The sequence below is a fragment of the Bacillus sp. (in: firmicutes) genome, assembly GCF_031983925.1.
GTDB classification, from domain to species: domain Bacteria; phylum Bacillota; class Bacilli; order Bacillales; family Bacillaceae_G; genus Bacillus_A; species Bacillus_A pacificus.
On record NZ_DALYZR010000002.1, the window covers coordinates 417,897 to 432,286 of the forward strand.

Genomic DNA, 14,390 nt, shown 5'->3' on the forward strand with positions numbered 1-14,390 from the left:
CTCCTAATGCCAGTTTCTCTAAATAAGTGCTATTATTTAATGATAACAAGTTTAAGGATGAATGTCATGCAAATGTATTTAATCCACACGTTTTTCATCCAGTAATTCTGTTATATTCCCTACTTTATATCCTTGTTCCTTCAATTTTGTAATCATTGTATCTAATGCTTCTGTTGTGGACGAAGTAGGATGCATTAATACGATAGCACCTGGATGTATTTTTCTCATTACTCTCTGCAATAGTACACCTGGCTCAGGTCGCTTCCAATCAATTGTATCAACAGTCCACATAATCGTTCCCATTTGAAAATCATCTGCAATTTTCACGACTTCATCCCGAAAACTTCCACTCGGCGGTGCAAACCATCTTACCTTTTGATTCGTAGCTGCTTCGATCATTCGATTTGTTTTTTGTAACTGATCTCTTATTTCATCAGACGATAATGTTTTCATATTAGGGTGTGTGTAAGAATGATTTCCAACTTCTTGCTTTGCATCGACAATCATTTTTGCAAATCGTAAATTTTCTTTCACCCAACGTCCTTCTAAAAAGAAGGTCGCCTTCACATCATGTTTTTTCAATATTTCTAATATACGAGGCAAATACTCATTTCCCCATGCCACATTTATTGTTAACCCGACCATCTTTTTATCCGGATGACCTCTATAAATTGGTGCTGGTGATAAATCTTCTAAGTGGACACTCGGTGATACTTCCTTGAATTCAAGATGTTTTTGATCAAACTGCTTTAATTTCTTCATATTGTTATAGGATGCTTCCATATCAACTTGTCTTCCATTATATCCTGGTGTTGCTTTCCATATCTTATCAATCATCGCATTTTGCGGTGCAATCTCATATTGTTTTGCATGCTTTTGAATTTCTTCATATAAGTGATCCTGTGCAAAAACAGAATAAGAACCTGCACTGACATATAAAAAGAATATACATATGTATGCCAATATACGAGTTTTCATATAAACCCTCCCATTAACTATATAAAAAACCATTTTCCTTCTTATCTTTGTTAATTTGAGCGTTATAATGAAAACTATACCTATACTGACATAAAAATATATGCAAATCATATTTTTACATAACAAAAAAAGCCAGTTAAACTGGCTTTTACTTATTGCTGCTCTTGTTTGTTTTCTTCTTTAGCAGCTTCTTTTTCTTGCTCTTCTTTTAGCAATACTTTTCTAGATAAATTCACGCGACCTTGCTTGTCAATCTCGATAACTTTAACTGTAATTACATCACCGATTTTCACAACGTCTTCTACTTTACCTACACGCTCAAGTGCAAGTTCAGAAATGTGAACTAATCCATCTTTACCGCTGAATAATTCAACGAAAGCACCGAATTTCTCAACACGTTTCACTTTTCCTTCGTAGATTTCCCCTACTTGTACTTCGCGAACGATATCCTCGATAATTTTCTTAGCTTTGTCGTTCATTTCTTGATTTATTGAAGAAATGAATACTGTACCATCTTGCTCGATGTCAATTTTAACGCCAGTTTCTTCAATAATTTTATTGATTTGTTTACCGCTTGGTCCGATAACGTCACGGATTTTATCTGGGTTAATTGTCATTGTAATAATCTTTGGAGCGTACGCTGATAATTCAGTGCGTGGCTCTGCAATTACAGATAACATATGATCTAGAATGTGCATACGACCAACTTTCGCTTGTTGTAATGCCTCTTCTAAAATTTCACGAGATAGACCATCGATTTTAATGTCCATTTGTAGTGCAGTTACACCGTGTGCTGTACCTGCTACTTTAAAGTCCATATCACCTAAATGATCTTCCATACCTTGAATATCAGTTAAAATTGTGTAATGCTCACCTGATTTAACTAGGCCCATTGCAATACCTGCAACTGGAGCTTTAAGTGGAACACCAGCATCCATCATTGCTAAAGTACTACCACAAATACTCGCTTGTGAAGTAGAACCATTTGATTCTAATACTTCAGATACAAGACGGACTGTGTATGGGAAATCTTTTTCAGACGGAATTACAGGCTCAAGAGCACGTTCTCCTAGTGCACCGTGACCAATTTCACGACGACCTGGTCCACGCATTGGTCTTGTTTCACCAACACTAAATGATGGGAAATTGTAATGGTGCATAAAGCGTTTTGATTCTTCTACACCAAGGCCATCTAAAATTTGCACATCGCCTAATGCGCCTAATGTACAAATACTTAATGCTTGTGTTTGTCCACGTGTGAATAAACCAGAACCGTGTGTACGAGATAAAATGCCAACCTCTGATGCTAATGGACGGATTTCGTCACCTTTACGGCCATCTGGGCGGATTTTCTCAACTGTAATAAGACGACGTACTTCTTCTTTTACAATTTTATATAAAATCTCATTTACTTGTCCTAATGTATCAGCATCAGCTTCTTGCGCTTCGTAATGCTCAATTACACGCTTTTTCACTTCGTTAATTGCATCTTCACGTGCATGTTTCTCATGTACTTGAATTGCAGAATGCATATCCTTCTCAGCCATTTCACGTACAGATTGGTTAAGATCAGCGTCAACTTCATAAAGTTTTACTTCTGATTTCTCTTTACCTACAGCTTGTACAATCTCTTCTTGGAATGCAATTAGACGTTTAATTTCGTCATGACCAAACATAATTGCTTCTAACATTGTTTCCTCAGGCACTTGATCTGCTCCTGCTTCAACCATGTTAATTGCATCTTTTGTACCAGCTACAACAAGGTGAATATCACTTTGTTCTTGCTGTTCTACTGTTGGGTTGATAACGAATTCGCCGTTAATACGACCAACTGTTGCACCCGCGATCGGACCTTCAAATGGAATGTCTGAAATCGATAACGCTAATGAAGAACCAAGCATAGCTGCCATTTCAGAAGAACAATCTTGATCAACACTCATTACGATGCTGACAACTTGTACTTCGTTACGGAAACCATCTGCGAAAAGTGGACGAATTGGACGGTCGATTAAACGACTTGCCAAAATTGCTTTTTCACTTGGACGACCTTCACGTTTAATGAAACCGCCAGGAATTTTTCCGACTGCATATAAACGCTCTTCATAGTTTACTGTAAGTGGGAAGAAATCTACATTTTTTGCTTCTTTTGATGCAGTTGCTGTAGATAGAACCGCTGTATCGCCATATCTTACTAATACTGCTCCGTTCGCTTGCTTTGCAAGCTGACCTGTTTCAACTGTTAGCTGGCGACCAGCTAAATCTATCGAGAAGACTTGCTTTTCTTGACTCATTTAAGTACCCCTCTCAATTTAAAGTATTCAATTCTTCTATGTAAATGGATAGTATATCACAATATTCTACCTCTAGTATTACCGAAAATGAAGTAAGCTATAAAGAGTAGAAGATATATTTTTACCTAACAAAAAAGCGGGAATATTCCCGCTTCTTTGACTATCGACGTAAGCCAAGCTTTGTGATTAATTCACGGTAACGTGTGATATCGCTATTACGAAGGTAAGTTAGTAAGTTACGACGTTTACCAACCATCTTTAATAGACCACGACGTGAATGATGATCTTTCTTGTGAGTACGTAAGTGCTCGTTTAGAGTGTTAATTTGCTCCGTTAGGACAGCAATTTGAACCTCTGGAGAACCAGTATCAGTCTCATGAGTTCTAAATTGTGCAATGATTTCATTTTTACGCTCTTGTGTTAAAGCCATCCTATTTCACCTCCTATTAATTAAACCCCCGATTACCTAGCAAGCGTCGGTGAGTCGCAATGCCAAGCAATGGTTGTCATAAAGTACATAACATAGAATACTACTTTTCATTTGAAAAAGCAAGTATATTCTTTTCGTTCGCAAAATATTCTTGTGCTGTTTTCTTATCTTTAGCGATTTGTTCAACTAACTCATCGATGCCATTGAATTTCTTCTCTTCTCTTATACGCATATGCCACTCTACTGTAACATTTTGATCATATATGTCTTTGTTAAATTCAAATAAGTGCACTTCAATAGATAGTTGGCGCTCATCTTCTTTAAAGGTTGGTTTATATCCAATATTACATACACCATCGTACCATTCATCGTGAACTTTTAATCTCACTGCATAAACACCTACAGGTGGTAATAGATACTCATCACTTAAACCTACATTAGCTGTTGGGAAACCAATTTGACGTCCACGTTTATCACCGTGTACAACCGTTCCTCCTACTGTATATGCTCTACCTAAAATAGATGGAATTTGCTCCATTTCGCCATTTCGAATTAACTTTCGTAATGCCGTAGAACTTACTTTCTCTTCTTGAAATTCAACTTTTTCAATCACAGTCTGTGTAAACTCCCCTCTTGCATGAAATGGTAAAGTCTCCATCTTTCCTTTTCCTAAACGTCCATATGAATAATCAAATCCTGCTACTACATGTTTTACATTTAAACCAATAATATAATCATCTACAAATTGTTGTGGCAATAAGCCTGCAAATGATTCATCGAATTTAACAACATATAATATATCGATTCCTAAACTCTCGACTATTTTTTCTTTATCACACATTGGTGTAATATACTCCGCATGCGCTTCCTTTTTACCTAAAACAACAGATGGATGCGGATAAAATGTCATCACTGCACTTTTATATCCTCGTTCATCCGCTATTTGTTTCGCAGTTCGAATCACACATTGATGTCCTAAATGAATGCCATCAAAAAATCCTAATGCCATTACAGTAGGTGGTAATTCTAATTTATTTTGTTCATGTGGATGAGTTAAATGAATAAGTTTCACGCTTGAATTCACCTTTTTCTGTAATAATCCTTCCAATAATTCATTATAGCTTTAGTTCTTGATTATTCACAAGTACTTTCATCGGCTTTAGCATACCAGGGTGTTTTGGATGGTGCTCATAAATTGCAAGGCAACGATCGTTTTTATCAAACACTGTTATAAATGGCGCCGTTATTTGCAATTCATTTTTTAAGAACATACCATTTTTTATTTTTTCTGCTTGCTTTTCATCTACAACCATTTTCGGGAACTTACTTAACGCTTCATCAATTGAAATGAAGATAGACTCTACTGTTCCATTTTGCACGTTTTCTTCAATTTCTTCAAATGATATGCAATCTTCTAATACAAATTCACCTGAAGCCGTTCTTACAAGGTGAGACATATGTGATGGAAAACCAAGTTTTTCACCAATCATTACCGCTAATGTTCTTACATATGTGCCTTTACTACACGTTACACGGAAACGGAATGAAATATTTTCTCCTTCAAACACTTCACGTTCATCCAGTAATACAAATTCATGAATTGTAATTGTACGAACTGGACGTTCAACCTCTTGTCCTGCTCTTGCATATTCATATAATTTTTTCCCGTTAACTTTTACAGCCGAAAACATCGGAGGCATTTGCTCAATCGTACCTGTTAATGCGGCAAGAACCTCTTCCACTTCTTTACGAGTAATAACACGATCTACATGTTTCGTTTCCACAACTTCACCTGAAGCATCTTCAGTTGTTGTTGAAAACCCTAATGTTACTTCACCTTCATATGTTTTCGTTTCACTTGTTAAAAATTGTGCAATCTTCGTTGCTCGTCCAACACAAATAGGCAATACTCCTGTTACATCTGGATCTAATGTTCCTGTATGACCAATTCGTTTTTCACGCAATATCTTTCTTAATTTAAATATACAATCGTGTGATGTCATGCCTTTTGGCTTATGTAATAATACTACACCTTCCATATATGTTCACCTCATCGTAATTCTTTCATAATCATTACCTAAAACTTATTTTACATTGAAAAAATGGATAGACAAATGTCTATCCATTATTCTTCACGTTTACCTTCTTTATTAATTTCATGTAAAAGTGTATCAATTCGATGACCATATCCGATAGATTCATCAAATTCAAAGGAAATTTCAGGCGTTTTACGAAGACGAATACGTTGGCCAATTTCTGAACGAATGAAGCCTTTTGCCTTCGCTAAACCTTTTAATGTACTTTCTTTCTGTTCTTCATCACCTAAAACAGAAATATATACTGTAGCAATTTGTAAATCTCCACTCACTTGTACATCTGTTACAGTAACAAATCCGACACGTGGATCTTTAATTTTACGACTGATGATGTCGCCTAATTCTTTTTTCATTTGCTCGCCTACACGGTTTGCACGTAATTTCATAACTCTTCACCTCATTCAATACCATTCCAATTGTGTTATCGTACGTTCAATTTCAGGAAATGAATCGATATACTCAAGTACACGATTCATTTCTTTTTCACAAATAACACGATTTGAGGATACGGAAACAATCGCAATTTCTGTACGTTGCCATACATCTTGATGCCCTACTTCTGAAACAGCTACGTTATAACGCTGTTTCACACGAGTTAACACCCGTTGCAAAATTGCTCGTTTCTCTTTTAAAGAATGCACATCGTAGATCATACACTCGAATGAGAGAGAAGCGATAATCATCGCTTCACTTCTTCCATAATGTACGCTTCAATGATGTCCCCTTCTTTAAGATCGTTGTATTTCTCAATTGTAATACCACACTCATAGTTTTGAGCAACTTCTTTTACGTCGTCTTTGAAACGTTTTAACGTATCAAGTTGACCTTCATAGATTACCACACCATCACGGATAATACGCACGCCGCTATCACGTGTAATTTTACCATCTGTTACGTAACAACCTGCGATTGTTCCAACTTTTGTTACTTTAAACGTTTGACGTACTTCTGCTTGACCGATTACTTTTTCTTCAAATTCTGGATCTAGCATACCTTGCATCGCTGCTTCGATCTCTTCGATTACTTTATAAATAATGCGGTGTAAACGAATATCAACGTTCTCTAATTCAGCTGTACGCTTCGCATTTACATCTGGGCGTACGTTAAATCCAATTACAATTGCATTAGATGCAGAAGCTAAAATAATATCAGATTCTGTAATCGCACCTACGCCTGTATGGATAATTTTAACTTTAACACCTTCAACATCAATTTTACGTAGTGATGCTGCCATTGCTTCTACAGAACCTTGTACGTCCGCTTTCACAATTAAGTTAATTTCTTTTACATCGCCCTCTTGGATTTGTTGGAATAAATCTTCAAGGCTTAATTTAGATTTCTCACCACGTTGAGCAAGTAGCGCTTCTTGTGCACGTGATTCACCGATTTGACGAGCTTTCTTCTCATCAGCGAATGCCATGAAACGATCTCCTGCTTGTGGTACTTCGTTTAAACCTGTAATTTCAACAGGAGTTGATGGACCAGCAACTTTTACACGACGACCAATATCACTTACCATTGCACGAACACGACCGAATGTAGTTCCAACAACGATTGGATCTCCTACTCGAAGCGTACCGTTTTGAACAAGTAATGTCGCGATAGTTCCTTTACCTTTATCAAGTTGGGCTTCAATTACAGTACCAGTTGCATAGCGGTTTGGATTTGCTTTATACTCTTCTACTTCACTTACAAGAAGAATCATTTCTAGTAAATTGTCAATTCCTTCGCCTTGAATCGCAGAAATTGGTACGAAAATTGTGTCTCCGCCCCATGCTTCTGGAACTAATTCATATTCTGTTAGTTCTTGCATTACGCGATCAGGGTTCGCAGCTGGTTTATCCATTTTATTCACAGCTACAATAATTGGTACTCCTGCTGCTTTCGCATGGTTAATTGCTTCAACTGTTTGTGGCATAACACCGTCATCAGCTGCAACAACAAGGATTGTAATATCCGTTACTTGTGCACCACGAGCACGCATCGTTGTAAACGCCGCGTGACCAGGTGTATCTAAGAATGTAATTTTCTTGTCATTTACTTCAACTTGGTATGCACCAATATGCTGAGTAATTCCACCCGCTTCACCAGCAGTTACTTTAGAGTTACGGATAGAGTCAAGCAATGTTGTTTTACCATGGTCAACGTGTCCCATGATTGTAACTACAGCTGGACGCTCTTTTAAGTTCTCTTCATCATCTTGCTCATCGATGAATGTTTCAAACTCAGTTTCGCTTACAATTACTTCTTCTTCTACTTCAATACCGTAGTCGTTAGCAATTAACTCAATTGTATCTTTATCTAAGTCTTGGTTAATTGTTGCCATAATTCCAAGCATGAAGAGCTTTTTAATAATTTCAGATGGCTCTTTACTTAATTTCTTAGCAAGATCACCTACTGTAAGACTTCCAGAGAAAGTAATTTTATCTGGTGTTTCTACAGTTTGTGTTTGTTGTCTTCCAGCAAAGTTCTCTTGACGCTTGTCTTCGTTTCCTTTGCCTTTTTTCTTTTTCTTATTGCTGTTCTTTTTACTACGAACAACTTTTTCTTCTACTTCAAACTCATCTGCAACAGAAGGTTTTTCAGTTTGATACTCATTATCTAATTTGTTTACTACTTCATCGTCTAACATTGTCATATGATTCGAAACCTCGATATTCATTTCTTTTAGTTTTGTCATAAGATCTTTACTTGAGATATTATGTTTTTTCGCATATTCATGCACTCGAATTTTACTCATACCTTCACCCCCGGTAATTTGTATCGAGCATGCTACGCAGCTTTTTCGCAAAGCCTTCATCTAACACAGCTACAACGACTCGCTCATCTCTCCCAATCGCATGCCCTAATTGTTGTCGATTTTCGACCTTTCTCATTGGTACGTTGTAGTACGTCGTTTTATCCGTAATACGCTTTGTAGTATTTACTGACGCATCTTCAGATAGCAACACAAGTTTTGCTTTGCCACTTCGTACTTCCTTTAAAACGAGTTCTTCACCCGAAATAATTTTTCGAGCCCGGTTTGCTAGTCCTAAAAACGATTTCCAATCGGACACTTATTTCGACTCCTTCTCAACAAGCTCAAGAAGTTCTTCATAAAGAGAACTGTCGATTTTCGCTTTTAGATGATGTTCCAAAACATTTTTCTTTTGAGCTTGAAGAATGCTTTCTTTATCTTTTGATAAATAAGCACCTCGTCCTGATTTCTTTCCAGTTAAATCAATAGACACTTCTCCCTCTTTGGAACGAACAATGCGAACGAGCTCTCGTTTTGATTTCATTTCTTGCGTTGCAACACATTTTCGTAACGGAACTTTTCGATTGCTCATACTCATCACCTCTACTCGATTTCGTCTTCAACTGAATCGAATCCGAATGCGACTACGCTATCTTCTTCTGTTACAATTCCAAGTTGTTTCGCATCAGACTCACTCTTAATATCAATTTTCCAACCTGTTAATTTAGCTGCAAGACGTGCATTTTGTCCACGTTTACCGATAGCTAATGACAGTTGGTGGTCTGGAACAACAACAGTTGTTGCTTTTTCTTCTTCATCTACAAGCACTTTAACAACTTGTGATGGGCTTAAAGCATTGGCAACATATTCTACTGGATCATTTGACCAGCGAACGATGTCAATCTTTTCACCTTTTAGTTCGTCTACAATGCGTTGTACACGTTGTCCTTTCGGTCCTACACAAGAACCTACTGGATCCACATCAATGTTCTCTGCATGTACAGAGATTTTAGAACGATCTCCTGCTTCACGTGCTACAGAACGAATTTCAACCGTTCCATCATAAATTTCAGGAACTTCCATTTCGAATAAACGTTTTAAAAGACCAGGATGTGTACGTGATACGTAAATTTGTGGTCCTTTTGTTGTTTTTTCTACTTTCGTAATGAATACGCGAATACGATCATGTGGTTTGTACTGTTCGTTCGGCATTTGCTCACTTACAGGTAATAAAGCTTCTACTTTCCCTAAGCTTACATAGATGAAACGAGCATCTTGACGTTGTACGATACCAACCATGATATCTTCTTCACGATCACTAAACTCAGAGTAAATAACACCACGCTCTGCTTCACGCACTCGTTGTGTTACAACTTGTTTTGCAGTTTGTGCTGCAATACGACCGAAATCTTTTGGCGTTACCTCAATTTCTAGTACGTCACCATCTTGATAGTTTGGATTAATTTGTCTTGCTTCTTCAACAGAAATTTCAAGACGTGGATCAAACACATTATCAACAACGTCTTTACGTGCTAAAACTTGGATTGTTCCCACTTGTGGGTTAAAGCTCACACGAACGTTTTGTGCTTGGTTAAAATTGCGTTTATAAGCAGAGATTAACGCTGCTTCAATCGCATCAATAATAATATCTTTACTAATTCCTTTTTCTGACTCTAATACGAGCAAGGCATCTAACAACTCAGTGCTCATGAAGATCCCCCTTCTAACTAAAACGTAACAGCAAGTCGCGCATTTGCAACTTTGTCCATTGGAATTTGGATTTCTTTTTTACGTGTTTTAATTGTTAATAATAGTGTAATTGTAGTACCATCGTAGGAAAGCATTTTTCCTTCAAACATCTTTTCACCATCAATCGGCTCATATGTTTTAATTGCCACTTGTTTTCCTACCGCTTGCTGGAAGTCTTTCTCTTTCTTTAATGGGCGTTCTGCTCCAGGAGATGACACATCCAAAAAGTAAAGATGAGGAATTGGATCCTCTTTATCTAAAGCTTCGCTTAAACGTTCACTCACCGCACCGCATTCTTCAATGTCGACTCCCTTTTCAGAATCGATGAATACGCGTAAGAACCAGTCTTGTCCTTCTTTCACATACTCTACATCTACAAGTTCAAGATTTAACTCTTCAACGATTGGCTGCGCAAATGCTTCTACAACTTCTGTGACTTTCTTATCCATAAACAGCCTCCTTCCTGCCGCCATGTACCATTTACAAGAAAAGACCCCGCCCATAGAACGGTCTATCTTATTCTTTCTCGTTAGCTAACAAAAGCCCCTGCCGTTAAGCAGGGAATATCTGTCTTAGTATTACCAAATTTAAGAAGTAAAACTTGTAACAAAATATGTATATACGACAGAAATTTCTTACCTCTCCACATCAATAAAATGTAGATAGTAACACGAAAGAGTGGGTTTCCCCACTCTTTTTTTCACACAATATACATGACATGGTTATCTCGGTTAATAGTATACCATAGCAAATGTTGATTTGCAAAGACTTTTCCTACCTATTAGAACAGTGATAACTGGTTTTGATCCGGCAAATCACCTAAACAACCTTGACTATCTAAGTACTCAATAATTGTTTTCGAAACCTTACTACGCTGCTGCAAGTCTTCCTTTGATAAGAATTCTCCATTTTTACGAGCTTCCACAATACTTAAAGCTGCGTTCGTACCAAGACCAGGTACCGCATTAAATGGAGGAATTAATGAGTCTCCATCAATAATAAAGTCTGTTGCATGTGAACGATACAAATCAACCTTTTGGAATGAGTATCCACGCTCACACATTTCAAGTGTCATTTCTAGTACCGTTAATAAACTCTTCTCTTTCGGCGCTGCATCTAAACCTTTTTGCGCAATTTCATCAATTCTTGCACGTATAGATGCTGAACCTTTCGCCATCGCTTCTACGTCAAAGTCATCTGCACGAACGGTAAAGTATGCCGCATAGAATAGAAGCGCGAAATGTACTTTAAAGTATGCAATACGCACGGCCATAAGTACGTATGCAGCCGCATGGGCTTTAGGGAACATGTACTTAATCTTCTTACATGAATCAATATACCAACCTGGTACATTATTATTTTTCATGTCCTCTTCCCATTCTTCTGGTACACCTTTACCTTTACGTACTGACTCCATTATTTTGAAGGCTAATGATGGGTCTAAACCTTGATAGATTAAATATACCATGATGTCATCACGACAACCGATAACTTCACTCAGCGTACATGTACCGTTATAAATTAATTCGTTTGCATTACCTAGCCATACGTCCGTACCATGTGATAATCCAGAAATTTGGACTAACTCTGAGAATGTCGTCGGTTTCGTCTCTTCTAACATCTGTCTTACGAATTTCGTACCAAACTCTGGTATACCAAGTGTACCTGTTTTACAGTTAATTTGTTCTTCCGTTACGCCTAACGATTCTGGCCCTGAGAAAATTTTCATTACTTCTGGATCATCCGTTGGGATTGTTTTCGGATCAATACCACTTAAATCTTGTAACATACGAATAACTGTCGGATCATCGTGTCCTAGTATATCAAGTTTCAATAAATTATCATGAATCGAGTGGAAGTCAAAGTGTGTCGTTCTCCACTCAGCCCCTATTGAATCTGCCGGATACTGTATCGGTGAGAAATCAAAAATGTCCATGTAATCTGGCACAACGATAATACCACCTGGATGCTGTCCTGTTGTACGTTTTACACCGGTACATCCTGCTACTAAGCGATCAATTTCTGCATTTCGAATCGTTAAGTTATGATCATTTGCATAACCTTTTACATATCCATAAGCAGTTTTTTCCGCAACTGTACCAATCGTTCCTGCACGATATACATAATCTTCACCGAACAGTACTTTCGTATAGTTATGGGCACGTGGTTGATATTCCCCGGAGAAATATAGTGATAGGTAAGCATTTGATATTATCTCCAGCTTTTCCCCCACTCCACACCGTGCATGAGGCTTTCACACTCACACGGCGTTCCATCGTTAACTTTGTTGAAATTTATAAGCTGAGTTTTGGATTTCCTACTTCCGTTCTCAGCTTATTTAATTTACTTAATGCTTTCTTATCGAATTTGACTAACATTTTTTTATAATCTTCATTTGCAAGAGGGTCTTTATTGTGAATTAACATATGATATTTCTTATTAATAATAATCAAGTTGTGACATTCATCACTACCACCTTGCTCTGTTGGCTTGATGTGATGACATATAGCATTATGAGGAGTCAAGCGTTCTCCTGTTATACCACAACATCCTTTTTGCGCGACATATTTACTTAAGCGATTATTTTCATACAGAACACTTTTGTTTTTATATATTCCTTTACGAAACATTTCTATTTCCCGCACAGACACACGTTTTATTTCTTTATGAATTGATGCCCTATCCTTTTTATTATAAACAGAGAAGTTAGGGTCTCTTTGACCTCGTATATCATGTCGAATTGCTTCAATAGGATAGACCAGTAATCCATTACTTTTAAATCTTGGACAATTATAATCTCCATAAAACTTATCAATGATATTATTCGTTTCCTTTGTATAAACAAAGATGTTTCTAAAGATCAATGATTTTATATTTGGATGAACTTTATGTCTTATCTCATTAAAATCCCGAGAAATTCTGGTCGCAATTTTGTAGTAATTATGCAAACCGAGAATGTTTGAGTTAAAGTTCATAACTTTTTCTGGAGTAGGACTTTTTCTTAGTTTCACTAATTGATGCCTAATGACACCCAATACTTTACCTTTCGCTTTCGGGTCCATTTTAGAATTTACAATATAACCAGTTTTAGCATTTCCCTTCTGAACTGCTCTAAATCGAATTCCTAGAAAATCGGTACCATTTTTCCGTAAGTTTGTGATTTTACTTTTTTCTTCACTTATCTCAAGCCCTAATCTTTCCTTGAGCCATTTTTCAACTGCTATTTTAATCTTTCTAGCGTTTTCATAGGAATTTGTGAAGATTTTAAAATCATCTGCATACCTTACTAGATACATTGGTTTTAACCTTGTCTTTTTAAGCGCATCCGTTTTATTACGTTTTAATTTATAAGGTACTCTTGTCGGTTTTGTTTCCCATTGGTTTGATACCCACCAATCAAGTTCATTTAATACAACATTGGCTAGCAATGGAGATAAAATACCACCTTGAGGAGTCCCTTTAGCAGGAATGCCTTCACCTGTAACTTCCGCCTTCAGCATCTTTTTGATGATGTATAAAACTTTTTTATCCCGTATTCCAATTGTCCATAGTTGCCTCATTAGCTTTTTATGATTAACGTTATCAAAGAAACCTTTAATATCTATGTCCACTACAAAATGTTGATGACTGTGATTGACCATATGATAGCACCTAGCTAAAGCGTCATGAGTGCTTCGTTTTGGTCGAAAACCATAGCTTTGCGGATGAAACTTCGCTTCAACAATTGGTTCCAAAATTTGCAGGAACATTTGCTGAATTAATCGGTCTTCAATCGTTGGAATCCCTAAAGGTCGCATTTTTCCGTTTGGCTTTGGTATAAACACACGTCTTACTGCATGTGGCATGTAGTTTTCCAATCTCTTCTTCGTTATTCTAATTAGCTTGTCGGCATCTATTTTATTAAGGTGTTTTATTGTGTGTCCATTTGTACCTTTCGTTTTACTACCTGTATTGCTTTTTAAATTACGAAACGCTAATCGAATGTTTTCTTCAGAAATAATCAACTCATAAATATTTTTGAAATATCGACCCTTTTTACTTTCTTTATAAAGATTATCAAAAATTGATTGCAAGCCAAAATATTCATTGTTTCTTAACTTTTGAATCAT

Annotated in this window: 13 protein-coding genes and 1 pseudogene; all 14 read right to left on the reverse strand. The window is 36.9% G+C overall.

Annotated features, from left to right (window positions below):
* Positions 1 to 78 precede the first annotated feature (78 nt).
* Complete coding sequence (locus tag RTP99_RS08115; RefSeq protein WP_000857420.1) at positions 79 to 978, reverse strand: polysaccharide deacetylase family protein; 900 nt, start codon at positions 976 to 978, stop codon at positions 79 to 81.
* Positions 979 to 1,130: 152 nt separating this feature from the next.
* Positions 1,131 to 3,269, reverse strand: coding sequence for a polyribonucleotide nucleotidyltransferase (pnp, locus tag RTP99_RS08120; protein WP_000076751.1), 2,139 nt, complete (start codon positions 3,267 to 3,269; stop codon positions 1,131 to 1,133).
* Positions 3,270 to 3,429: 160 nt separating this feature from the next.
* Entirely contained in the window at positions 3,430 to 3,699 is a 270-nt protein-coding gene (gene rpsO, locus RTP99_RS08125; protein WP_001229392.1) for a 30S ribosomal protein S15, read from the reverse strand.
* Positions 3,700 to 3,799: 100 nt separating this feature from the next.
* Positions 3,800 to 4,771, reverse strand: a complete 972-nt coding sequence (gene ribF / locus RTP99_RS08130) for a bifunctional riboflavin kinase/FAD synthetase (RefSeq protein WP_000766721.1) — start codon at positions 4,769 to 4,771, stop codon at positions 3,800 to 3,802.
* Between the two features lie 43 nt (positions 4,772 to 4,814).
* Positions 4,815 to 5,738, reverse strand: a complete 924-nt coding sequence (truB, locus tag RTP99_RS08135) for a tRNA pseudouridine(55) synthase TruB (protein WP_000399331.1) — start codon at positions 5,736 to 5,738, stop codon at positions 4,815 to 4,817.
* A gap of 86 nt (positions 5,739 to 5,824) precedes the next feature.
* A complete protein-coding gene (gene rbfA, locus RTP99_RS08140; RefSeq protein WP_000776443.1) occupies positions 5,825 to 6,181 on the reverse strand; it encodes a 30S ribosome-binding factor RbfA in 357 nt (118 codons plus the stop codon).
* Positions 6,182 to 6,196: 15 nt separating this feature from the next.
* The gene (locus tag RTP99_RS08145) at positions 6,197 to 6,478 is read right to left on the reverse strand and encodes a DUF503 domain-containing protein (protein WP_000582364.1); all 282 of its coding nucleotides are present in this window, start codon (positions 6,476 to 6,478) and stop codon (positions 6,197 to 6,199) included.
* A complete protein-coding gene (gene infB / locus RTP99_RS08150; protein ID WP_000036345.1) occupies positions 6,475 to 8,535 on the reverse strand; it encodes a translation initiation factor IF-2 in 2,061 nt (686 codons plus the stop codon). Before infB ends, RTP99_RS08145 begins: the two co-directional genes overlap by 4 nt.
* A gap of 4 nt (positions 8,536 to 8,539) precedes the next feature.
* Complete coding sequence (locus tag RTP99_RS08155; protein WP_001286523.1) at positions 8,540 to 8,851, reverse strand: YlxQ family RNA-binding protein; 312 nt, start codon at positions 8,849 to 8,851, stop codon at positions 8,540 to 8,542.
* Positions 8,852 to 9,124 (reverse strand): RNase P modulator RnpM, encoded by a 273-nt coding sequence (gene rnpM, locus RTP99_RS08160; protein WP_000071128.1) that lies wholly within the window; start codon positions 9,122 to 9,124, stop codon positions 8,852 to 8,854.
* An 11-nt stretch (positions 9,125 to 9,135) separates the two neighbouring features.
* Complete coding sequence (gene nusA / locus RTP99_RS08165) at positions 9,136 to 10,242, reverse strand: transcription termination factor NusA (protein WP_000102609.1); 1,107 nt, start codon at positions 10,240 to 10,242, stop codon at positions 9,136 to 9,138.
* 17 nt (positions 10,243 to 10,259) lie between these two features.
* On the reverse strand, positions 10,260 to 10,730 hold the full coding sequence (gene rimP, locus RTP99_RS08170; RefSeq protein WP_000359097.1) for a ribosome maturation factor RimP: 471 nt from the start codon (positions 10,728 to 10,730) through the stop codon (positions 10,260 to 10,262).
* Between the two features lie 332 nt (positions 10,731 to 11,062).
* Positions 11,063 to 12,478: pseudogene (locus RTP99_RS08175) on the reverse strand (PolC-type DNA polymerase III); the annotation flags it as partial.
* Between the two features lie 97 nt (positions 12,479 to 12,575).
* Positions 12,576 to 14,390 carry a group II intron reverse transcriptase/maturase gene (gene ltrA, locus RTP99_RS08180; protein ID WP_011040601.1) on the reverse strand — a complete coding sequence of 605 codons (1,815 nt, stop codon included), beginning with the start codon at positions 14,388 to 14,390 and terminating at the stop codon, positions 12,576 to 12,578.

Coding starts and splice junctions, on each gene's coding strand:
- rnpM (WP_000071128.1), bottom strand. CDS start 9,124: ATGAGCAATCGAAAAGTTCCGTTACGAAAATGTGTTGCAACGCAAGAA.
- rimP (WP_000359097.1), bottom strand. CDS start 10,730: ATGGATAAGAAAGTCACAGAAGTTGTAGAAGCATTTGCGCAGCCAATC.
- infB (WP_000036345.1), bottom strand. CDS start 8,535: ATGAGTAAAATTCGAGTGCATGAATATGCGAAAAAACATAATATCTCA.
- RTP99_RS08145 (WP_000582364.1), bottom strand. CDS start 6,478: ATGATTATCGCTTCTCTCTCATTCGAGTGTATGATCTACGATGTGCAT.
- RTP99_RS08115 (WP_000857420.1), bottom strand. CDS start 978: ATGAAAACTCGTATATTGGCATACATATGTATATTCTTTTTATATGTC.
- rbfA (WP_000776443.1), bottom strand. CDS start 6,181: ATGAAATTACGTGCAAACCGTGTAGGCGAGCAAATGAAAAAAGAATTA.
- ltrA (WP_011040601.1), bottom strand. CDS start 14,390: ATGATTCAAAAGTTAAGAAACAATGAATATTTTGGCTTGCAATCAATT.
- nusA (WP_000102609.1), bottom strand. CDS start 10,242: ATGAGCACTGAGTTGTTAGATGCCTTGCTCGTATTAGAGTCAGAAAAA.
- truB (WP_000399331.1), bottom strand. CDS start 5,738: ATGGAAGGTGTAGTATTATTACATAAGCCAAAAGGCATGACATCACAC.
- rpsO (WP_001229392.1), bottom strand. CDS start 3,699: ATGGCTTTAACACAAGAGCGTAAAAATGAAATCATTGCACAATTTAGA.
- pnp (WP_000076751.1), bottom strand. CDS start 3,269: ATGAGTCAAGAAAAGCAAGTCTTCTCGATAGATTTAGCTGGTCGCCAG.